Here is a 22051-nt window from a genome sequence, read left to right on the forward strand (position 1 = left end):
TTCGTTTCAGAATCCATGCTCAGCACCGAACTCAAGTCCCAGATCCAGGGCGCCTATTCCCGCTTCCTCGAGGCCAAGTCGCTCAAGCCTCGCTACGGCCAGCGGTTGATGATCGCCGAGATCGCCAAGGTGCTCGGCACCATCAAGAGCGACGACGAGGGCAAGCGCCTGGGCGACCCCGCCGTGGTAGCTGTAGAGGCCGGCACTGGTACCGGCAAGACCGTCGCCTACAGCCTGGCCACCATCCCTACCGCCAAGGCGGCCGGCAAGCGTCTGGTGATCGCCACCGCCACCGTGGCCCTGCAGGAGCAGATCGTGCACAAGGATCTGCCCGATCTGTTGCGCAACAGCGGCCTGAACTTCAGCTTCGCCCTGGCCAAGGGGCGTGGCCGCTATCTGTGCCTGTCCAAGCTAGACAACCTGCTGCAGGACGGCGCCGCACAGAGCGCCACGGCCCAGCTGTTCGAGGATGAAGGCTTCAAGATCGACGTCGACGAGCAGGGCCAGAAGCTGTTCACCGCAATGATCGAGAAACTCGCCGGCAACAAGTGGGACGGCGACCGCGACAGTTGGCCCGAAGAGCTGGAAGACAGCCGCTGGGCACAACTGACCACCGACCACAGCCAGTGCACCAACCGCCATTGCCCGAACTTCCAGCAGTGCGCCTTCTACAAGGCGCGCGAGGGCATGGGTAAGGTCGACGTGATCGTCACCAACCATGACATGGTACTGGCCGACCTGGCGCTGGGCGGCGGTGCGGTGCTGCCGGATCCGCGCGAAACCCTCTACGTGTTCGACGAAGGTCACCACCTGCCGGACAAGGCCATCGGCCACTTCGCCCATTTCACCCGCCTGCGCAGTACCTCCGACTGGCTGACCCAGATCGACAAGAACCTGACCAAGCTGCTGGCGCAGAACCCGCTGCCCGGCGATCTTGGCCGTCTGATCGAACAGGTGCCGGAGCTGGCCCGTGAGCTGAAGACCCAGCAGCAGTTCATGTTCAACGCTTGCGAAGAGATTGCCGACTTCAAGGCCGGCGAGGACATGGAAGGGCGCGAACGCCCGCGTCATCGCTTCGTCGGCGGCGTGGTGCCGGAGCACCTGACCGAGCTGGGCTTGGAGCTGAAGAAGGGCTTCTCCAAGCTCAATGACCTGTTCACCGGCGTCACCGAACTGCTCAAGGAAGCGATGGACGGCGAGGGCGCCGTGGGCATCGCCAGCCACCAGGCCGAGGAGTGGTATCCGCTGTTCGGCAGCCTGATGGCGCGGGCCAAGGGCAACTGGGAGCTGTGGCTGGCCTTTACCGCCGAAGACCCGGAAGAAAGCCCGCCCATGGCGCGCTGGCTGACTCTGGCCGAGAGCGGTGCGCTGTACGACATCGAGGTCAACGCCAGCCCGATCCTCGCCGCTGAAACCCTGCGTCGCAACCTGTGGAACGTCGCTTATGGCTGTCTGGTGACCTCCGCGACGCTGACCGCGCTGGGCACCTTCGACCGTTACCGCATGCGTGCCGGGCTGCCCAAGGTGGCGGTCACCGCCATCGTGCCGAGCCCCTTCCACCACGCCGATGCCGGCGTGCTGCGAGTGCCCGACCTCAAGGCCGACCCGCGCGATGCCGCCGCACACACCGCTGCGATCATCCGCGAGCTGCCGACGCTGGTGGCTGGCAGCCGCGGGACGCTGGTGCTGTTCTCCTCGCGCCGGCAGATGCAGGACGTATTCGATGGCCTGGAGCGTGACTGGCGCAAGCGCGTGTTCATCCAGGGCAACCTGTCCAAGCAGGAAACCCTGAACAAGCACAAGGCGCGCGTCGACTCCGGCGAAGAGAGCGTGCTGTTCGGTCTGGCCAGCTTCGCCGAGGGCGTCGACCTGCCGGGCGCCTACTGCGAGCACGTGGTGATCGCCAAGATTCCCTTCGCCGTACCGGATGACCCGGTCGAGGCGGCGCTGGCCGAATGGATCGAGGCGCGCGGCGGCAACCCCTTCATGGAAATCGCCGTGCCCGACGCCTCGCTGCGCCTGGTGCAGGCGTGCGGGCGTTTGCTGCGTACCGAGGCCGATCGCGGCACCATCACCCTGCTGGATCGGCGCGTGGTCACCCAGCGCTACGGCAAGGCGATTCTCAATGCCTTGCCGCCCTTTCGTCGGGAAATCCACTGAAGCGCCCGTACCACGGGCCTTTGTGGGGTGCTGACGGTTCCCAACTGGCGCATTGGCTGGAACAATGCGCGCAATTTCGTTCAAGGAGTCAAACGTGCAGGTTCAGGGTTATTTCGACTTGCGCTTCGAGGCGGTGAAGGAAGCCTTCGCCAGCCTCTTCGACGATCCTCAGGAGCGCGGCGCCGCGCTGTGCATCCAGGTCGGCGGGGAAACCGTCATCGATATCTGGGCCGGGGTGATGGACAAGGACGGCCAGCAGGCCTGGCATAGCGACACCATCGCCAACCTGTTCTCTTGCACCAAACCTTTCGCCGCCGTGGTCGCCCTGCAACTGGTGGGCGAGGGTAAGCTCGAACTCGACGCCCCGGTCGCCCGCTACTGGCCCGAGTTCGCCGCCGCCGGCAAGGAGCGCATCACCCTGCGTCACCTGCTTTGCCATCAGGCCGGCCTGCCGGCACTGCGTGAGCTGCTGCCGGCGGAAGCCCTTTATGACTGGTCGACCATGACCGCCGCACTGGCTGCCGAGGCCCCTTGGTGGCCACTCGGCGACGGCCAGGGTTATGCACCGATCACCTATGGCTGGCTGATTGGTGAGCTGATTCGCCGCGTCGAGGGGCGTGGCCCCGGTGAGAGCATCGCCGCGCGCATCGCCAAGCCGCTGGGCCTGGATTTTCATGTCGGCCTGGCGGACAGCGAATTCGAGCGCGTGGCGCATATCGCCCGCGGCAAGGGCAACCTCGGCGATGCCGCCGCGCAACGTCTGCTCAAGGTGATGATGACTGACGCCAGTGCCATGAGCACGCGCTCGTTCACCAACCCGCCATCGATCATGACCAGCACCAACAAGCCCGAGTGGCGGCGCATGCAGCAGCCGGCGGCGAACGGCCACGGCAACGCGCGCAGCCTGGCCGGCTTCTATGCCGGTCTGCTCGACGGCAGCCTGCTGGAAAGCGAACTGCTCAATAAGATGACCCGTGAACACGGCGTCGGCGAAGACAAGACCCTGCTCACCCGCACCCGTTTCGGCCTTGGCTGCATGCTCGACCAAGCCGAGGTGGCCAACGCCACCTACGGCCTCGGCGGCAACGCCTTCGGCCATCCAGGCGCGGGTGGCTCAAGCGGCTTTGCCGACCCCGAACGGGATGTCGCGTTCGGCTTCGTCATCAACAATCTCGGGCCTTATGTCCTGATGGATCCGCGCGCGCAGAAGCTGGCGCGGGTATTGGCCCAATGCCTGTAACTGCCGGTCTACACTGCCCGGCAGTCGCGTTATGAATAATTCGAATCGATTGAGACCCTGGGGGGCTTCATGCGCAACAAGATCATCGCCTTCACCTGCTGCCTGCTGATCGCCGGCTGCTCCAGTGCGGACAAGAAAAAGGAAGAGGTCGCCAAGCCGGCCGTGATGCCGCCGCCGCAGGTCACCCGCGCCTGGCTTGACGAATACGAGCCGAAGCTGCGTGAAGCGGTCAAGGGCACCAACTTCGAACTCGAGCGCCGCGAGAACCTGCTGGTCGTCACCGCGCCGGTGCAGGGCTCGTTCAACCCGGATCGCCCGCAGATGCTGCTGCCGGCCAGCCTGGGGCCGATCACCCGTGTCGCCAAGCTGCTCGAAGCCGACAACGACGTTGCTGTGGTGGTACTCGGCCATGCCGACAGCAGTGGTAACGCCGCCGATAACCGCGAGCTGAGTCAGCAGCGTGCGCGTGCCGTCACCTCGATCTTCCGCCTCAGCGGCCTCAAGCAGAACCGTCTGCAGGTCATGGGTCTGGGTTCCGACGCACCGCGTGCGGCCAACGACACGGCTGCTGGCCGTGCCCTCAACCGCCGCGTGGAAATCCTCCTGACCTCGCGCGACACCATGCAGGGCCTCATCGCCAAGTACAGCCAGCCGGCCAAGGCCGAGTTGAAAGAGGCACCCAAGGTAGCTGCCGTAGATCAAGGAAAACAGGGTAAGTAGGAGTAAGCTTGGGGGCATTTCCAAAGGATTGAGGACGTGTCATGACCCAAACCCTGGCCGATATGCGCCGTGACTACACCCGCGACGGCCTGAGCGAAACTCAGGCCCCGCTGGAACCCCTCTCCCTGTTTCGCCAGTGGTTCGAGGATGCGGTAAAGACCGAGCAACCGCCGGTCGAACCGAACGCCATGACCCTGGCCACCGTCGACGACGACGGCCGTCCGCACTGCCGCGTGCTGTTGCTCAAGGGCCTCGACGAGCGCGGCTTCACCTTCTTCAGCAACTACGACAGCGCCAAGGGGCGTCAGCTTGCGGCGCGGCCGTTCGCTGCCATGACCTTCTTCTGGCCCAGCCTGGAGCGTCAGGTGCGTATCGAAGGCCGAGTCGAGCAGGTGACCCCGGCCGAATCCGACGGCTACTTCCAGGTGCGCCCGCTGGGCAGCCGCATCGGCGCCTGGGCCTCGCCGCAGAGCCGCGTGATCCGCGACCGTGCCGAGCTGGAGAGCCTGCTGGCGGAAACCGAAAAACGCTTCCTCAACCAGACCCCACACTGCCCGCCACACTGGGGCGGTTACCGCCTGCTGCCCGAGCGCATCGAGTTCTGGCAAGGCCGCACGAGCCGCCTGCACGACCGCCTCAACTACCGTCTCAAGGGCGAGGCCTGGATTCGCGAGCGGCTGGCGCCTTGAGTTCCAGCGCGTAGGACGGCGAAGCAGTGCGCCTATTTGGGCTGGCGGACTGTTCGCTTGCGCTCCTGAGCCCCCTACGCGCTGTCCAGCTCGCACGTAGCCCGGACAATCCACGCCAGTGGTGGATGAAAAAGGCGTCATCCACCCTACGCCGATATACCCGTCGCGTAGGGTGGGCAACGCGAAGCTTGCCCACCAGGGTTCAGGCCACGCCGCCGTTCAAGGGTGAGCCGTTATGCGCAATTGTCGGGCGCACTCCGAGCAGTAACCTCGCACCCCATTAGCCAGATCACTGCGTCCCGCGCTGACGTTCCAGTCGCTGCCAAGGCAACGGCAGTCGATAAGGCCCAGGGCCGGTCAGGGCCAGACTGACGAAAATCACCAGCATCCACCAGGCGAACTGGCCTTGTTCCAGGCTCCAGTCGGGGTGCACCACTGCCAATGCCACCAGCAGCACGGCGATGATCGGCAGGCAGGCCAGGCGCGCATAGAGCCCGGCGATCAGCAGCAGGGGGCAGAGCACTTCGGCGAAGATCGCCAGGCTCAGTGTGAGTGTCGCGCCCAGGCCGAAGGGATCTTCGATTTGCTGCAGGGCGTCTGGCCAGTGCAGCAGCTTGGGCAAACCGTGTATCTGCATTAGCAGGAGTGCAGCGGTCACGCGCAGGAACAGCAGACCCCAGGCGAGCGGGGCGGGCAGTGGTGGGGTAGCGGCGGTCATGAGTGGCTCCGATTGCTTGGATGAATGCCACCAGCTTGTGCGTCTCGCCGCGCCAACGCTTGCATGCCTGTGCTCGGCTTGTACCCGTGCGCGCTTGCTCGATCCCTGAGCCCCGCAATAAAGCCACACATCCTTTCAAAGCGAGCACGCCGCTTCAATTCTTCGCCGTTGCGCTGACGGAAGCTGATGGTTCCCTGATCCCATTTTTTGGAGAACCTCCATGGCTACCGCTATCGCTGCTCCCGGTAAAACCCTGCTCGATCCGCACAACCATACCCTGATCATGATCGACCACCAGTCGCAGATGGCCTTCGCCACCAAGTCCATCGACGCGGTGAGCCTGCGTAATAACGCTGCGCTGGTAGCCAAGGCCGCCTGCGAGTTCGGCGTGTCGACCATCCTCACCACCGTCGCCGAGAAGAGCTTCTCCGGTCCGATCTTCGACGAGATCAAGTCGGTATTCCCGGATCATCAGGTGATCGACCGCACCACCATGAACACCTGGGAAGACCCGCGCATCGCCGTGGAAGTGAACCGCATCGGCAAGCCGAAGATCGTCCTCGCCGGTCTGTGGACTTCCGTGTGCATCGTTGGCCCGGCGCTGTCGGCGCTGGATCAGGGCTTCGAGGTGTACATGATCACCGATGCCTGTGGCGACGTATCCACCGAGGCGCACGACATGGCCGTGCAGCGCATGATCCAGCTCGGCGCGCGCCCGATGACCTCGCTGCAATACCTGCTCGAACTGCAGCGCGACTGGGCCCGTGGCGAAACCTACAACCAGACCGTGAAGACTGCCATCGAGAACGGCGGCGCCTATGGCCTGGGCCTGATCTACGCCAAGACCATGTTCAACGCCTCGGAAGGCCACTGAGATGAGCATCGAAAAGGTTCTCTACCGCGCCTACGCCGAAGCCACGGGCGGGCGTGACGGCCGTGCCATCTCCAGCGATGGCGTGCTCGATGTGGCCCTGACCACGCCACGCGAGCTGGGTGGTGCCGGCGGCGCCGGTACCAACCCGGAGCAACTGTTCGCCGCCGGTTACTCGGCCTGCTTTCTCGGCGCGATGAAGTTCGTCGCGGCGCGCGACAAGCTGGCCATTCCGGCTGACGTGTCCATCGAAGGCGTGGTCGGCATCGGCGCCATCCCCACCGGTTTCGGCATCGAGGTGGAGCTGCGCATCAGCCTGCCCGGGCTCGATGCCGAGGCGGCGCAAACCCTGGTGGAGCGCGCGCACATCGTCTGCCCGTACTCCAACGCCACGCGCGACAACATCGACGTGACCCTCACTCTGGTTGCTTGAAAGGAGCAGACAACATGCCCCGCATTGCCTTGCTGAGTGCAGTAATCGCCCTGGCCATCGGCCAGGTGCACGCCGCTGATTACAGCGGTGTGGAAAGCAACACCCGCACCTTCCTCGAAGCACTGGAAAAGGGCGGCGGCAAGCCGCTGGAAAGCCTCAGCCCGCAGGACGCCCGCGCTGTGCTGGTGGGCGCGCAGAACTCGGTGAAGGTTGACCTCTCCGGCGTCAAGGTCGAGGACAAGACCATCCAGGTCGGTGGCCAGCCGCTGAAGCTGACCGTCGTGCGCCCGGAGGGCGTCAAGGGCACGCCGCCGGTGTTCATGTTCTTCCACGGCGGCGGCTGGGTGCTGGGGGACTACCCGACCCACGCCCGCCTGATCCGTGACCTGGTGGTGAACTCCGGGGCGGTGGCGGTCTACGTCGGCTATTCGCCGTCGCCGGAAGCGCACTATCCCACCGCCATCGACCAGGCCTACGCGGCGACTCGCTGGGTGGCCGAGCACGGCAAGGAACTCGGCGTGGACGCCAGTCGCCTGGCCGTGGCCGGCAATAGCGTTGGCGGCAACATGGCCGCCGTGGTCGCGCTCAAGGCCAAGGAAGCGGGCACGCCGAAGCTGCGTTTCCAGCTGCTGCTGTGGCCGGTGACCGACGCCAGCTTCGATAACGCGTCCTACAGCCAGTTCGCCCAGGGTTACTTCCTCACCAAGCCGATGATGGAGTGGTTCTGGGACAGCTACACCACCGATGCCGCCCAACGTGCCGAGATCCATGCCTCGCCACTGCGCGCCAGCAGCGAACAGCTCAAGGGCCTGCCGCCAGCACTGGTGCAGACCGCCGAGTTCGACGTGCTGCGTGACGAAGGCGAGGCCTATGCACGCAAGCTGGACGCAGCCGGCGTCGAGGTCACCGCCGTGCGCTACAACGGCATGATCCACGACTACGGCCTGCTCAACCCGCTTGCCCATGTGCCCACCGTGCATAGCGCGATGCGCCAGGCTGGCGTCGAGCTGAAGCGGCATCTGCAATGAGCGCCCTCCGGCCTGATGAAGGGCAGGGGGCCGACGATCCGGTCACCCTGCTGATCCGCCATCGCGTGCGGCCCGCTCAGGCGGCGCAGTACGAGGCCTGGTTGCGCCGCATCGTCGGCGTCGCGCAGGACTATCCGGGGCATCTCGGGGTGGACGTGATCCGCAGCCACGAACAGGGCGCGCCGCTGTTCACCAGCGTGCTGCGCTTCACCGGGCCGGAGCGCCTGCAACATTGGCTGGGCTCCGAGGTGCGTCGGCAACTGGTGGCAGAGGTCGCGCCGCTGTTGCTGGAGGACGAAGCGCTGGAGCTGCACCCGACGCGTGAGTTCTGGTTCGCCCCGGCCAGCCCGCAGCAGCCCCAGCCACCGCGCTGGAAGCAGGCCTGTGTCAGCTTCCTGGTGATCCTGCCGCTGAGCCTGCTGGTGCCGCAGTTGTGGCACCCGGCATTCGTCGCCTGGCCCTGGCTGGGCGGCTGGTTGCCGAGCAACGTGGTGATCACCCTGAGCATCGTCCTGCTGGTGGTCTACCTGTTCATGCCGCGCGTCACCCGCTGGCTCGCGCCCTGGCTGGAGGCTCCCGGCCCTGGAGACAACCATGAGCGATGAATCCACTTCCAACAGCCGGCGACGCTTTCTCGCCGCCTCGTCCATTCTCGGCGCCGCTGGTGCGCTATGGCCGACGCTGCCGATCTTCGGCGGCGAACGGCAAGGAGGTTCTTCCATGCATCCCGATCTGATTCTGTTCAACGGCCGTCTGCACACGGTCGACCGTGAAAACCCGCAGGCCACGGCAGTGGCCATTCAGGACGGCCGCTTCGTCGCCGTCGGCAGCGACGCCGAGGTCATGCCGCTGCGTGGCGCCGGCACCCAGGTCATCGACCTGCAGCGGCGCACCGTCATCCCCGGCCTCAACGACTCGCACCTGCACCTGATCCGTGGCGGCCTCAACTACAACCTGGAGCTGCGCTGGGAGGGCGTGCCGTCGCTGGCCGATGCCCTGCGCATGCTCAAGACCCAGGCCGAGCGCACCCCGGCGCCGCAGTGGGTGCGTGTGGTCGGCGGCTGGAACGAATTCCAGTTCGCCGAAAAGCGCATGCCCACCCTGGAAGAGATCAACCAGGCGGCGCCGGATACCCCGGTATTCATCCTCCACCTCTATGACCGCGCGCTGCTCAACCGCGCGGCGCTACGGGTGGTCGGCTACGACCGCAACACGCCCAATCCGCCCGGCGGCGAGATCGTCCGCGATGCCAACGGCGAGCCTACTGGCATGCTGGTGGCGCGGCCCAACGCGATGATCCTCTACGCCACCCTGGCCAAGGGACCTAAGCTGCCGCTGGAGTACCAGGTCAACTCCACCCGCCAGTTCATGCGCGAACTCAACCGCCTCGGCGTGACCAGCGCCATCGACGCGGGCGGTGGTTTCCAGAACTACCCGGACGACTATCAGGTGATCGAGCAACTGGCCAAGGAAGGTCAGCTCAGCGTACGCATCGCCTACAACCTGTTCACCCAGAAGCCCAAGGAAGAGCTGGCCGACTTCCAGAACTGGAGCAAGATCGTCAAACCGGGGCAGGGCAGCGACTTCTTCCGCCACAACGGCGCCGGCGAAATGCTGGTGTTCTCCGCCGCCGACTTCGAGGACTTCCTCGAACCGCGTCCGAATCTGGCTGCCAGCATGGAAGCCGAACTGGAGCCGGTGGTGCGCCACCTGGTCGAGCAGCGCTGGCCGTTCCGCCTGCACGCCACCTATGACGAATCCATCTCGCGCATGCTCGACGTGTTCGAGAAGGTCGACCGCGACATTCCCTTCAATGGCCTGCCGTGGTTCTTCGACCACGCCGAAACCATCAGCCCGCGCAATATCGAGCGCGTGCGCGCCCTCGGCGGCGGCATCGCGATTCAGGATCGCATGGCCTTCCAGGGCGAATACTTCGTCGACCGCTACGGCGCCAAGGCCGCCGAACAGACCCCGCCAATCCAGCGCATGCTGGCCGAAGGCGTGCCGGTCGGCGCCGGCACCGATGCCACCCGCGTCTCCAGCTACAACCCCTGGACGTCGCTGTACTGGCTGGTCAGCGGCAAGACCGTCGGCGGCCTGGAGCTGTACCCACAGGGCCTGCCGCGCGCCACCGCACTGCAACTGTTTACCCACGGCAGCGCCTGGTTCTCCAGCGAGCAGGGCAAGAAGGGGCAGATCAAGGTTGGCCAACTGGCAGATCTGGTGGCCCTGTCGGCGGACTTCTTCGCCATCGAGGACGAGCAGATCAAGTGGCTGGAATCGGTGCTTACCGTGGTCGACGGCAAGGTGGTCTACGCTGCCGCCGAATTCGACAAACTCGGCCCGCCCGCGCTACCGGTGATGCCCGACTGGTCACCAGTGGCCCTGGTGCCCGGCCACTGGCGGCAGAACGCACCGCTAGTGGCCCAGGTACACCAGTGCGTCGGCTCCTGCGCCGTCCACGCCCACAGCCACGAACGCGCCCGCCTCTCCAACGCCCCGGTCAGCGACTTCCAGGGCTTCTGGGGCGCCTTCGGTTGCTCTTGCTTTGCCTTCTAAAGCAGTACCTCGCATCGTCTTTTGGGCGATGCGGGGAATTTTTGTTTGGGCTGTGGGGATTTGTATTTAGAGGGATTGGCTGCTTTCGGCCTGGAGCAGACGATCACAACCCGCTAGCAACTCATAGCCTGTTTGTCTCAAGTCGAAAGAAAAAGCTTAGCCAAGCACGATTGGATCTGGCCCCAGACGCTGCTCTCTGTCGATAGCGGCAATTGCTCCCATATCATCGGTAGTCAATTCGAAGTCGAACACGCAGTAGTTCTCTCGGATACGAGCTTCCGTGACTGACTTGGGAATGACCACCAGGCCAAGCTGCAGATGCCAGCGGATGATTACCTGAGAGCACGTACGGTCATGCTTAGCCGCAATTTTGCGTACTAGCGGATCGGCGAGTGCTTTCCCCTGCGCCAATGGGCTCCAGGACTCGGTACGAATTCCAAGCTCGGCGTTGCTCTTGCGTAGGTCAGCCCGCTGGAAGTATGGGTGCAGCTCGATCTGGTTCAGGACTGGGGCAACTCCTGTTTCCTCAATCAGGCGCTGCAGGTTATCTGGGTTGAAGTTTGAGACGCCAATGGAGCGGGCCTTGCCTAGCTTCTTGGCCTCGATCATCGCCCTCCAGGTATCAACGAATAGTCCTTTCGCCGGCGCCGGCCAGTGAATGAGTAGCAAGTCAACGTAATCCAGCTTGAGCCTAGCCAGGCTCTTATCCAGAGCTTGGCAAGAAGCTTCAAACCCCTGGTCGGCGTTCCAGATCTTGGTGGTTACGAAGACCTTCTCACGGTCGATACCGGAGTCACGCAGGCCTGCTCCGACACCTTCCTCGTTTTCATAGATCGAGGCGGTATCAATGTGACGGTATCCGATCTTCAGCGCTTGGCTGACGGAGGTGCGGGCTTGCTCTTGGCTTGCTTGCCAAACCCCCAAGCCCAGTTGGGGAATCACATTCCCGTCGGATAGCTCGATCATAGGTTGGTGGTTCGTCATGGTTACCTCACCAGGGATTAACAAAACAGTTCGGAAGCAGTGGAGTGCTCTTTCATCGATGGGATCACTTTGACGGCGATGTGGTTCTTGCCGCTCTTTCCAGCATCACGGAAATGACCATCGCCACGATGCCCAGGAGCGCAAGCAGGGCTCCAACCCACCCCGTTGATGCCCAGCCTAAACCCATAGCGATAGACATCCCGCCGAGGCCCGCTCCCACCGCGTTCGAGATGTTGAAGGCGCTGTGATTGAGTGCGGCAGCAAGTGTCTGTGCGTCTCCGGCGACATTCATCAAGCGCACCTGAAGAGCGGGTACCAGTGCGAAACCACAACCGACCAGGAACAGAACCGCGAGCGTCCCAACCTTCGACGGAGCAAGCAGAGAGAACAACGTCAGGAAAATCACGTTCCACACCATGATGGCGAAGATGGCTCGGATGAGCCCGCGATCCGCTAACCAGCCACCAATCAGGTTGCCAGCGATCATGCCGACGCCCCAGAAGGCCAGCACCATCGGTACCTGGTTGATAGAGAAGCCTGTCACCTCGGTCAGCGTTGGAGTGATGTAGCTGTACACCGCGAACATGCCACCGAAACCGATCGAAGCAGTCGCTAACGTCAGCCATATCAATGGGCGCTTGAGCCCACTCAGCTCGGCCCTAGGACTGGCGTTTGGATCACACGGTACCGACGGGACGTACAGCCAGAACAAGAGCATTGTGGCGATACCAGCTACAGCGAGTGATCCAAAAGCTGCTCTCCAGCCGAACGTTTGACCTATCCAGGTCGCCGCGGGCACACCTATCACGTTGGCGGCCGCAAGACCGGCCATTACATATCCAGCCGCTTGCGCCTTTCGCCCTTCACCCACCATGGCGGTAGCAACCAGGCAGGCAACGCCGTAGTAAGCACCATGAGGTAGTCCTGCCAGAAAGCGTGCGCCCAGCAGACTGAAGTGGTCCCATGCGACAGCACTGGCGGCGTAGCCGATGGCGAATAGTGCGATGAGGGCAATCAAAAGTGCTTTTCGAGACGAGCGTGCTGCCAGGATCGCGATCAGCGGAGCACCAATCACAACACCCAGCGCATACGCGCTGATGTAGCTGCCTGCCGTTGGTATAGACACCCCGGTGCTTTCGGCCAGGCCGGGCAAGAGGCTCATCGAAGCGAACTCACCGGTACCGATGAAAAGGCCTCCAAGCCCGAGGGTGACTATCGCAGTTGCTACGCCATGCGGGGCGTGAATTTCTGAACTGTCTGAGAGGCGCGGTGAAGCGCTTGATATCGAGGCCATGGAAGTTCTCGGAAAAAAGATGCCCGCCCCTTCATAGGTAGGACATTGCAAAGGAGCAGTAAGAGGTTGCTGCGCTGCAGCGCACTTCGATGGGGTTACTGCGGCGGGGCCACATCAGCGATGTACGCGTTGAACTGCTCGCGGAACACGGGATGCCAACGAGACAAGGCAGGCCGGTTTTGGATAAGGTCGTCTGCGCTCCACTGCATGCGTCGCTGATCTAGCTCGCGACTGACTTCGTTGTCCTCGCAGAAGATGTAGAAGTCGCTACGAGCCAAGCCCTCCAACAAGCGATCAACGACCTGATCGGCTGTCCATGGCGCGTTGGGTTTTGCGGAGCCGGCCGCCATGCCCGGAAAATTCATCGGTGTGAATGTGTAGCCGGGAATCAGTAGATGGGCCGATACGCGGCCATTGGTACGCTCGCGCAGCTCATGCTCAAGGTGCTCGGTCAGCACCTTCACTGCGACCTTCGAAACGGAGTAGGCGGTGTTTCCTGGAGGGGTGGTAATTCCTTCCTTGGAGCCAACATTCACAATTGCGGCAGGGTAGCCATGGGTAAGCAGGTAATCGACGAACAGCTGCTGGACTGCAAGAACCGCCCAGAAGTTGACCTCCATCGTCGTACGCCACTGTTCCTGATCGTTCCAGGGGCCCGCCCCTTTGAGGATGGCGGCATTGTTGACCACGAAAGACACTTCGCCGAACTCTCGGGCTACAGCAAACAGTTCCTGCAATGCGCTGGGAGACGTTACATCCCCTGTGACGGCGGTCACCTGAGCATTCGCGTTCTCGCCATACAGCGAGAGTACTGCTGCGTCGAGTGTGGTCTGGTCCTTATCGAATAGAACAACCTTCATCCCCAATCGGGACAGGCGACTAGCAATTGCATAGCCGATTCCGACTGCAGCGCCGGTGATGACTGCAACTCTGTTCTGGCGAATAGCTGGATGATCCATGAGTAATCTCCTGGATTGGGATTAGGTGGACGAATCCACGCGAAGAATGACTTCGGTGATCTCAGCGGGCACGCCGATACGAATGGGGAATCCATTCCAGAGGCCAGTTCCATTGCTCGTGTAGAGCGTCATCGCACCGACCTGGTAGGCGCCGGAGATGAAACCTTCGTTGGCGTAGCGGCCCACCTGATCCAGTCCCTTGATCATTCCGCCGTGGGTGTGGCCAGAGAGCTGCAGGGATACGCCTGCTTGGGCGGAGCGATCTGCACCGGCTGGTCGGTGCTTGAGGAGAATGATGGGAGCAGTTTCTGGCACTCCCATGAGCGCAGCATTCAGGTTAGGCCCAGCCATCCCGAATTGAGCGGCAGCTTCGTCGGTAACACCGGCTACGACCAGCGACTCGGTGCCTGCTCCAATCACTACGTGCTCGTTCAGCAGCATCTGTATGCCGAGGCGCTCGAACTCGGTGCGCCACTGTGGCTCGTTGAAGTAGTACTCGTGATTGCCAGGAATGCCGATGATGCCGAGGCTAGCAGTCAGCCCTGCCAGGGGAGCCACATCGAGCTGTCGATCAGTGGTTGTCCCATCCATCAGATCGCCTGTGATCAGAATCAGGTCGGGATTGAGTGCATTGGTACGGGCGACAACCGCTTCTACCCAGGGCGTCTGGAAGAGCTTGCTGATGTGCAGATCTGTCAGCTGCACTACTCGCAGGCCATCCATCGCTTGCGGCAGATTCTTGATCCTGACTTCCACAGTGCGAACGCCTGGAACCTGCGCCGCTTGGTACACGCCAAATGCCGACAGAAGAAGGGCGAAAGATGCGGCCAGGTACCGATTGCTGGGTCCTACCAGCTTTTTGGCTGCACGTATCCGCAGGACTGACAGAATGCCGTTGGCCAGATCTGCCAGCACCACGAATACGAACAGCAGAACGAACGAGCAGAAAGCCCAGCCTGCGACCAACACTGCCCAGCGTGGCATTTCGGGCGAGAACATACTTCCGAACACCCAGATCTGAATCAGGTGGTACTTCGATACCACGAGCAGGACGGCAGCCAGGGCAATACGTCCGCCCTTCGAGATAGGTAAAGGAAAAACGAAACGCCACAGGACGTATAAGTAAGCAAAGCCAAGATAAAGGTGGAACACGGGAAGAACTCGTCTTGGGGCGATGGAGTCAGATCAACTATTGTTGAATTTATTTAATGTTAATCTGTAATTGGAGCAGCTTTGTTTAGGCTTTCTCCATGAGCTATTGAGAAATTCTCAACATTAAAGGCGCCCCGATGCCAGTACTCCCGACCACAAAGCTGTCACGAGCCGACTTAGCCGATCTGAATTCCTTTCTTGCGGTGGAGAGTCATCGCAGCTTCTCCAAAGCGGCCGTTGAACTGGGTATCACCACGTCCGCGCTTAGCCATTCCATTCGAAATCTGGAGACCCGCCTGGGAGTAAGGCTGCTTAACAGAACCAGCCGAACAGTTTCCCCGACAGACGCTGGCGCAACCTTGGCGAAGCGTCTGGCTGTTGGTTTTCAGGAAATTGGAGGGGCGCTGGCGGAAGTAGATCGGCATCGCGACCGTCCTGCAGGTCGCCTGCGTATCAACGTCCTCAGTGACGGGGCTCGACTGCTCTTCAATCGGTGGCTGCCGAAGTACCTGGAAGCCTATCCGGATGTGTCAGTCGAGGTTGCAGTGGATGATCGGATGGTGGACATCCTGGCTGCCGGTTTTGATGCGGGTATCAGGTATGGCGGGACGATCGCTGAAGACTTCATTGCTGTCCCCATCAGCGAACAGCTGCGCTGGGTTGCTGCGGCATCGCCTCGTTACCTCAACCGGACATCGCGGATCCTGGTGCCGGAGGATCTGAAGAACCATAACTGCATTCAGATTCGTACCGGTCAAGGCATTATCTATCGCTGGGACTTCGAGAAGGAAGGCGATCACCGAGTGATTGAGGTACCCGGCCAGCTTTGTGTGAACGAAACCGAGTTTGGTATTCAGATGGCGCTATCGGGCAGAGGCATTACGTACTGCCTTGAGGAGCGCATTGCAGATTACATCTCGCGAGGAGAGCTCCAGGTCGTACTACCTGACTGGGCACCCATTGAGCCGGCATTCCACATCTACTACCCAGGCCGCCGGCAAATGCCTCCAGGTTTGCGTGAGTTAATAGACCTGCTTCGCACCGACTCAGCCACCTGGTAGCTAGTCGTAGAGCTCGCTGCTCGCCAATAGGTGGGTGGTTGATCGATACCTGAGAGTCCCTGAGGACTTTGCCTACGTTTGCTTTTTGGCGAAAGCAGTCGCAGCCAAGATTTGCTGCCATTCTTCTTGGTCAAACCCGGCCCGTCGAATCGCTTTCCCTTGGCCACAGACCAGGCTACTGAGCCTGCCAATCCCTACCGCCGAGCATTCCGACCATCGATAAGGCTGTATGAAAGCTGCGTATCGGATACCCTTGCGCGACGAATCAACCAGGATGCTGTGAACTGAACCATGGGTTTCGAACAACTAGCTGAGCTACGTGACCGCCTGCGGGCTGAAAAAGGCCAGGCCAAGGCCGAGAGTGCGAAAGAGCAGGTCAAGACCGAGAGCGTGAAGGCGCCAGTCAAGACCGAGGGTGCTAAGCCGCAGAAGCGCAAGCCGCAGCCTAAAGCCAAGCAACGTGAGCAGGATCCTGCCGTTGAGGCGATCTGGCGTTTGCAGAAGCATTTCCCCTTGGCCTTCCCGGTCAATCCAGCGCCCAAGGTGCCGCTCAAGGAGGGCATCCTCAAGGATGCCGAGCAGCATCTGGAGCTGCTGGGCATCACCCTGGAGCAGCTCAAGCTGGGCATCGCGGCCTGGTGCCGGGGCGGGCGTTACTGGGCGGCGATGACCGAGAATGCGCCGCGTCTGGATCTGCAGGGCCAGCCCGTTGGTGTGGTGACGGCGCCGCAGGCGCTGCATGCCAAGCAGCAGGCCCGGCGTCAGCGCATGGAGGCGCGGCGTCAGGCCAAGCCGAAAGCGGATGCTGAAGCCAAGGCTGTCGAGAACGCCGAGCCGCAGAGCGCGGAGTAAGGTTTAGCGCGTTGCCATGGCGCTATCGCCTGGCAACGCTAGACTTCGCTGTCATGACAGACGTAGCTATCCTGCTGTTTCCTCAGGTGCTGCTCTTGGATGTAGCCGGGCCGGTCGAGGCGTTTTCCATCGCCAACCGCTACCTGCCCACCGAGCAGCACTACCGCATCCGTACCCTTGCTCTGGGCGAACGCCTGGTGCGCGCTTCCTGTGGCCTGCAGATGGTCGCCGACGAGCTGATCGGTGAGGCGCCTGTGGCTGCCCATGATCTGCTGCTGGTGCCCGGCGGGCCGGGGGCCTACAACGATGATCATAGTGCCTTTCGTCCCTGGCTGATGGCGGCGGCGGCTGCGGCCAGGCGCTTTGGGTCGATCTGCACCGGGGCCTTCGTTCTCGGCGATGCCGGGTTGCTCGACGGGCGCCGGGTGACCACCCACTGGAACTACACCGAGCGTCTCGCCCGGCGCTACCCGCAGGCGCAGGTACTGAGCGAGCAGATCTACCTGGCCGACGGCAATCTCTACACCTCGGGCGGTATCACCGCCGGCATCGACATGGCACTGGGCATCATCGCCGAGGATCACGGCAAGGCGGTCGCCGTTGCCGTGGCCAAGGTGCTGCTGGTGGCGAAGACGCGCCAGGGCGGGCAGGCTCAGTTCAGCCCGCTGCTGGCCGAGGTGGCGCGCGAGGAAACCCCTGTGGCACGCGCCCAGCGGCATGTGCTGGAGCACCTGGCCGAAGACCTCGGTGTCGAGGCGCTGGCGGCTGTGGTAGGGCTCAGCGCTCGGCACTTCACCCGGCTGTTCAGCCGGGAGGTGGGCATGACCCCGACCGAGTTCGTCCATGACGCGCGTATCGATCATGCCCGGCAACTGCTGGAGACCACCGACCTGCCGCTGAAGACCATCGCCTTTCGCAGCGGCTTTGGCAGCGTGCGCTGCATGCGTACGCTGTTCACCGACCGTCTGGGCCTGACGCCTGCGCAGTACCGTCACCAGTTCAGTTGATGTCCGAATTTCGCCCCTCGATGTCCGCTAGGCTCCCCACGCTGCGGTTCTAGCCTGGCGCGGGCGGCGGCATCATCCCTCCCATGATTCAGCACGTATATGCCTCCGCCTCACGCGGAGGCTGCGGCGTTGCTGCAACCGGGAGGGAGGAAAGCCGATGGATGCCGGTAACGCGCAGGGCGATCTACCTGCGATTCGCCTGTCGGCCTGGCAATTGCGCCGGGCCAAGCAATTGATCGAGGCGCACCTCGACGAGCCGCTGAGCATCGCCTGGCTGGCGCGCGAGTGCAGCCTGTCACGCTGTCATTTTTCCTGCGCCTTTCATGGCAGCACGGGGATGTCGCCGCATCAGTGGCTGACCCGTGCGCGGCTGGCGCGGGCGCGTAACCTGCTGCTTGCGGGCAATAGCGTGGCGGCGGTGGCCTGTGCCTGCGGCTTCAACGATCAGGCACACTTCGCCCGCGTATTCTCGCGCTGGCAGGGCCTGGCGCCGAGTCGCTGGCGCTCTGCGCAGCAGCTCGACGGCTGAGCACCTGTTAATGATCTTTCGGCCCGGTTTAGCCGCTAATTGGCGAAAGCAGCCGCTCGCGATGTTGTAGGAGCGGCTTTAGCCGCGAACTCTTAATAAAGCTCGGGGCTGAAGCCGCTCCTACATGTTCACCGAGCTCCTTCAGGGTGAACAGGTTCTGAGAACTCTGCAGCGGGACAGGCCCGCTGCAGAGCGTGGGCGGGTTCTTACTTGGCCTGCAGGGCGAAGTAGCTGGTCATCAGGTTGCGGTAGTTGGGAATGTGCTCGGAGAGCAGGCTGCCGAGGCCTTCGATGTCGTTGCGCCAGTCGCGGTGCAGTTCGCAGGCGACGCTGAACCAGTTCATCAATTTCACGCCGGCGGCGTTCATGCGCGCCCAGGCGGCCTGCTGCACGGTCTTGTCGAAGGTGCCCGAGGCATCGGTGACGACGAACACATCGAAACCCTCGGCGATGGCCGACAGCGCCGGGAAGGTCACGCACACGTCGGTGACCACGCCGGCGATGATCAGTTGCTTGCGCCCGGTCTTCTTCACTGCCGCGACGAAGTCGTCGTTGTCCCAGGCGTTGATCTGGCCGGGGCGAGCGATATAGGGCGCGTCTGGGAACTGCGCCTTCAGCTCCGGCACCAGCGGGCCGTTGGGGCCTTGTTCGAAGCTGGTGGTGAGGATGGTCGGCAGGCCGAAGAACTTGGCGACATCGCCCAGGGCGAGCACGTTGTTCTTGAAGTCGCTGGGGGTGAAGTCCTGCACCAGCGAGATCAGGCCGGACTGGTGGTCGATCAGCAGGACGGCGGCGTCGTCTTTGTTCAGGCGGTTGTAGGGCTTGCTCATGGTGTGGCTCCTCGTGGGGTGAGTGTCTCAGTGCCGCGGCGCGGCAAGCAGATGGCGGATGCGAATCGGCTCGTCGGGCATCTGGTAGCGCCGCGCGCGCGCTTCGATGCGCTGCTCGGCACGGGTGACGCGGTCGTGGTGGCGCATGTGCTCCAGCCACGATTCGTCGAAGAAGAATTCCTGCCAGCGACTGGGATCCTCGGCGTCCTGCACCAGGCCCCAGGAGAAGGCGCCGTTACGTCGGCGCATGTGCCGCACGTCCTGCATGGCGGCGCGGAAGGCGTCGCTGTCGGCGGCGGCGATGCGGTAATCGAGGGTCACCAGCAGCGGCCCGCGTTCGCGATCCAGTGCGTCGTCGAGAATCGGCGCTGGCCAGTGCAGCGAGGGCGCCAGGTCATCGGCCTCGCTCACCGGCAGGGCGAAGCGCCAGCCGACCAGCAGGCCAAGCGCCAGTAACGCAGCGCTGCCGGCGAAGGCGGCGCTCAGTGAAATAGCGCTGGCCAGCGCACCCCAGGCCAGACCGCCGACCGCCGAGCAGCCGAAGAACGCCAGGATGTACAGCGACAGCGCGCGTGCCCGCACCCAGGCCGGCACGGCGGTCTGCGCTGACAGCTGCAGGCTGGACAATGCCGCGATCCAGGCCATGCCGCTGAGCAGCATCACCGGCACCAGCGCGGGCATGCTGCGCAGCACGGCGAGCCCGGCCAGCACCAGGGCGTAGACCAGGCTGGCGCCGGCCAACAGGCGGTCATTGCCGTAGCGGTTGCGCAGGCGTGGCAGCAGGGTGGCGCCGAACACTGCGCCGATCCCGACGCAGCCGAGCAGGATGCCGTAGTCCAGCGCGCTGCCGCCGATCTCGCGGCGCACCAGCACCGGCAGCAGCGACATGCCGGCCGAGGCACCGATGAAGAAAGCGGCAGTGCGTACCAGTACCGCCTGCAGCGAGCGGCTGCTGCGGGCGTAGCGCAGGCCCACGCGCAGCGCGCCGAACAGGCGTTCAGCCGGCAGCACGCTCTGGCTTGGTGTGCGCTTCCAGCTCGCCAGGGCGACGATCACAGCGAGGAACGAGGCGGCGTTGAGGGCGAAGGTCAGCCAGGGGCCGCTGAGGCTGACGAGGATGCCGGCCAGCGCCGGGCCGATGGCGCGTGCGACGTTCACGCCGAGGCTCGACAGCGCCACCGCCGCCGGCAGCTCGGCGCGCCCGACCACCTCGGGCAGCATGGCCGACCAGGCCGGCATCATCAGCGCCGTGCCGATGCCCATGGCGAAGGTCAGGCTGAGCAGCAGCTCGACGCTCATCCTGTCGGCAGCCGTGAGCAGGGCCAGGGTCATGGCCACGGCTGCCATCCAGCACTGCACGATGAGCAGCGAGCGGCGCTTGTCGACGATATCGGCCAGGGCGCCAGCCGGCAGGGCGAGAAGGAAGATCGGCAGGGCGCCGGCTACCTGCACGGCAGCCACGGCCAAGGGGCTGGCCGACAGCGAGGTCATCAGCCAACCGGCGCCGACCTCGTGCATCCAGGTGCCGATGTTGGAGGCGATGCTGGCCAGCCATAGCGCCAGGAACAGCCGGCTGCGCAGCGGCTGCCAGGGCGAGCTGGTGCCCGTAGGCGCGGCTTGGGTGGCGGGGCGCGGCATCGATGAAGCTCCTGGGCGGCAGGCCGGAATGGCAGGGGCACTATCGGTTGCACCCCGGCGCCTGGCTTGTATCGATGTGCTCGATTGGCGCGTGCGGCCATCCGTTCGGATGAGCGGCAGAAGGGGCAAACAGGCTGAAAAAGGAGGGAATGGAGCCAGTGGCGCACCCATTGAAACAGGCGTTGGCGAGCCTCGGCTTGTACGTTTGTTCGAGTTCTTGCCGGGGCGGTTTTGTCCTTGAGATGCGAATTTCTTTCAACTAGCTTGAAAAAACGCTACCTGGGTAGCGCTACCGATCGAACCTGTTGGAAAGCGAACTGAATCATGATCCGCCTGGGTGATGCCTGGATTTCACTGGAGCGCAGGGAGGCCTTTCTCGACGGCACTCCGGTGCGTCTGGGCAGCCGTGCCTTCGATGTGCTGGCTGCGCTCTTGGCTGCGCCCGGGCGGCTGCTGACCAAGGCCGAGCTGCTGCAGGCGGCCTGGCCCGATGTGGTGGTCGAGGAGAACAATCTGCAGGTGCAGATATCCACCCTGCGTCGACAACTGGCGCTGGATGCGCGCCTGCTGGAAACCGTGCCGCGCCGGGGTTATCGCCTCAATCTCGAGGTGCCGGTACAGGCCGAGCGCCTCAGCCTGGTGGCCAATACGCCGGCGCCCGCCGTCGAGGTGCATGTGATCGACGACGAGCCGGCCGTGCGTACGGCGCTGGTGCGCCAGTTGCGTGCCGCCGGTATCGAGGCGCGCGGCTATGCCTCGGCCGCGGAGTTTCTTGATCACGCCCCCTGTGATCGGCCCGGCTGTCTGCTGCTCGATGTGCGCCTAAGCGAAGGCACTGGCTTCGACCTACAAGCGCACCTGGCGCGCTGCGGCGCTCCCTTGCCGATCGTGTTCATGAGCGGGGTCGGCACCATCGATATGTCGGTGCAGGCGATGAAGGCGGGCGCCGAGAGTTTTCTGACCAAGCCGGTCGAGGAGGCGCAACTGCTGGCTGCCGTTGGCGAGGCCATGGCCCGCGCCGCCTTGCAGCACCGCCAGAGCAGTGCACGTCAGGCGATCCAGGCGCGCTACGCCAGCCTCACGCCGCGTGAGCGCGATGTCTTCGCCTTGCTGCTGGAGGGCCAGCAGAACCGGCAGATCGCCCAGTTGCTCGGTCTGCAGGACGTGACGGTGAAGATGCACAAAAAGCACGTGATGACAAAACTCGGGGCCAGCAACCTGATACATCTGTTCGTGGCTGGACGTGCGTTGGGCATGCTCCCCCAGCTCGATGCGGTTGCCGAACCGGCCTGAGCCCGCATGCGCCATTTACCTTCTGCCCAACCGT

General features: G+C 63.5%; 21 protein-coding genes. 14 read left to right on the plus strand and 7 right to left on the minus strand.

What is annotated here, in order from left to right; genetic code table 11:
- Window positions 1-15: 15 nt before the first annotated feature.
- The 4 genes from dinG (at window position 16) to pdxH (ending at window position 4809) form a co-directional block, all read left to right on the plus strand.
- Complete coding sequence (gene dinG, locus VC352_RS21450) at window positions 16-2160, plus strand: ATP-dependent DNA helicase DinG (protein ID WP_322981532.1); 2145 nt, start codon at window positions 16-18, stop codon at window positions 2158-2160.
- Window positions 2161-2254: 94 nt separating this feature from the next.
- Complete coding sequence (locus tag VC352_RS21455) at window positions 2255-3400, plus strand: serine hydrolase domain-containing protein (protein ID WP_322981533.1); 1146 nt, start codon at window positions 2255-2257, stop codon at window positions 3398-3400.
- Between the two features lie 69 nt (window positions 3401-3469).
- On the plus strand, window positions 3470-4120 hold the full coding sequence (locus tag VC352_RS21460; RefSeq protein WP_322981534.1) for an OmpA family protein: 651 nt from the start codon (window positions 3470-3472) through the stop codon (window positions 4118-4120).
- A 41-nt stretch (window positions 4121-4161) separates the two neighbouring features.
- Window positions 4162-4809: a pyridoxamine 5'-phosphate oxidase gene (gene pdxH, locus VC352_RS21465; protein WP_322981535.1), complete on the plus strand. Its 648-nt coding sequence runs from the start codon at window positions 4162-4164 to the stop codon at window positions 4807-4809.
- Between the two features lie 289 nt (window positions 4810-5098).
- On the opposite strand, the gene VC352_RS21470 is transcribed toward pdxH, so the two are convergent.
- Window positions 5099-5527 carry a DoxX family protein gene (locus tag VC352_RS21470; RefSeq protein ID WP_322981536.1) on the minus strand — a complete coding sequence of 143 codons (429 nt, stop codon included), beginning with the start codon at window positions 5525-5527 and terminating at the stop codon, window positions 5099-5101.
- A gap of 220 nt (window positions 5528-5747) precedes the next feature.
- On the opposite strand from VC352_RS21470, the gene VC352_RS21475 reads away from it, so the two are divergent.
- From VC352_RS21475 to VC352_RS21495, 5 genes are read left to right on the plus strand one after another with little or no spacing between them, the layout of a single operon-like run.
- Window positions 5748-6401: a hydrolase gene (locus VC352_RS21475; RefSeq protein ID WP_322981537.1), complete on the plus strand. Its 654-nt coding sequence runs from the start codon at window positions 5748-5750 to the stop codon at window positions 6399-6401.
- A gap of 1 nt (window position 6402) precedes the next feature.
- The gene (locus VC352_RS21480) at window positions 6403-6831 is read left to right on the plus strand and encodes an organic hydroperoxide resistance protein (protein ID WP_322981538.1); all 429 of its coding nucleotides are present in this window, start codon (window positions 6403-6405) and stop codon (window positions 6829-6831) included.
- Window positions 6832-6845: 14 nt separating this feature from the next.
- Window positions 6846-7859, plus strand: coding sequence for an alpha/beta hydrolase (locus VC352_RS21485; protein ID WP_322981539.1), 1014 nt, complete (start codon window positions 6846-6848; stop codon window positions 7857-7859).
- Window positions 7856-8464: an antibiotic biosynthesis monooxygenase gene (locus VC352_RS21490; protein ID WP_322981540.1), complete on the plus strand. Its 609-nt coding sequence runs from the start codon at window positions 7856-7858 to the stop codon at window positions 8462-8464. Before VC352_RS21485 ends, VC352_RS21490 begins: the two co-directional genes overlap by 4 nt.
- Window positions 8454-10418 (plus strand): amidohydrolase, encoded by a 1965-nt coding sequence (locus tag VC352_RS21495; protein ID WP_322981541.1) that lies wholly within the window; start codon window positions 8454-8456, stop codon window positions 10416-10418. The genes VC352_RS21490 and VC352_RS21495 overlap by 11 nt, the downstream gene beginning before the upstream one ends.
- A gap of 156 nt (window positions 10419-10574) precedes the next feature.
- Here VC352_RS21495 and VC352_RS21500 read toward each other — a convergent pair whose 3' ends face one another.
- The 4 genes from VC352_RS21500 to VC352_RS21515 form a co-directional block, all read right to left on the minus strand.
- A complete protein-coding gene (locus VC352_RS21500; protein WP_159970425.1) occupies window positions 10575-11402 on the minus strand; it encodes an aldo/keto reductase in 828 nt (275 codons plus the stop codon).
- Window positions 11403-11466: 64 nt separating this feature from the next.
- Window positions 11467-12696 carry an MFS transporter gene (locus VC352_RS21505; protein WP_322981542.1) on the minus strand — a complete coding sequence of 410 codons (1230 nt, stop codon included), beginning with the start codon at window positions 12694-12696 and terminating at the stop codon, window positions 11467-11469.
- 95 nt (window positions 12697-12791) lie between these two features.
- Window positions 12792-13655, minus strand: coding sequence for an SDR family NAD(P)-dependent oxidoreductase (locus tag VC352_RS21510; protein WP_322981543.1), 864 nt, complete (start codon window positions 13653-13655; stop codon window positions 12792-12794).
- Between the two features lie 21 nt (window positions 13656-13676).
- Window positions 13677-14807, minus strand: a complete 1131-nt coding sequence (locus tag VC352_RS21515; RefSeq protein WP_322981544.1) for a metallophosphoesterase — start codon at window positions 14805-14807, stop codon at window positions 13677-13679.
- 137 nt (window positions 14808-14944) lie between these two features.
- Here VC352_RS21515 and VC352_RS21520 point away from each other — a divergent pair, with 137 nt between their 5' ends.
- From VC352_RS21520 to VC352_RS21535, 4 genes are all read left to right on the plus strand, one after another.
- Window positions 14945-15868, plus strand: a complete 924-nt coding sequence (locus tag VC352_RS21520; RefSeq protein ID WP_159970421.1) for a LysR family transcriptional regulator — start codon at window positions 14945-14947, stop codon at window positions 15866-15868.
- A gap of 291 nt (window positions 15869-16159) precedes the next feature.
- Window positions 16160-16720, plus strand: coding sequence for a ProQ/FinO family protein (locus VC352_RS21525; protein ID WP_322981545.1), 561 nt, complete (start codon window positions 16160-16162; stop codon window positions 16718-16720).
- A gap of 53 nt (window positions 16721-16773) precedes the next feature.
- Complete coding sequence (locus tag VC352_RS21530) at window positions 16774-17727, plus strand: GlxA family transcriptional regulator (protein ID WP_322981546.1); 954 nt, start codon at window positions 16774-16776, stop codon at window positions 17725-17727.
- Window positions 17728-17884: 157 nt separating this feature from the next.
- Window positions 17885-18256: an AraC family transcriptional regulator gene (locus VC352_RS21535; RefSeq protein WP_322981547.1), complete on the plus strand. Its 372-nt coding sequence runs from the start codon at window positions 17885-17887 to the stop codon at window positions 18254-18256.
- Between the two features lie 206 nt (window positions 18257-18462).
- On the opposite strand, the gene ycaC is transcribed toward VC352_RS21535, so the two are convergent.
- Both ycaC and VC352_RS21545 read right to left on the minus strand, forming a co-directional pair.
- Window positions 18463-19086: an isochorismate family cysteine hydrolase YcaC gene (ycaC, locus tag VC352_RS21540; protein WP_322981548.1), complete on the minus strand. Its 624-nt coding sequence runs from the start codon at window positions 19084-19086 to the stop codon at window positions 18463-18465.
- A 27-nt stretch (window positions 19087-19113) separates the two neighbouring features.
- Window positions 19114-20724: an MFS transporter gene (locus VC352_RS21545; protein ID WP_322981549.1), complete on the minus strand. Its 1611-nt coding sequence runs from the start codon at window positions 20722-20724 to the stop codon at window positions 19114-19116.
- A 324-nt stretch (window positions 20725-21048) separates the two neighbouring features.
- Between VC352_RS21545 and VC352_RS21550 the strand changes: the two genes are divergently transcribed.
- Window positions 21049-22017 carry a response regulator gene (locus tag VC352_RS21550; protein WP_322981550.1) on the plus strand — a complete coding sequence of 323 codons (969 nt, stop codon included), beginning with the start codon at window positions 21049-21051 and terminating at the stop codon, window positions 22015-22017.
- Window positions 22018-22051 lie beyond the last annotated feature (34 nt).

The sequence above is a fragment of the Pseudomonas sp. C11 genome (genome assembly GCF_034683865.1).
Classification (GTDB): domain Bacteria; phylum Pseudomonadota; class Gammaproteobacteria; order Pseudomonadales; family Pseudomonadaceae; genus Aquipseudomonas.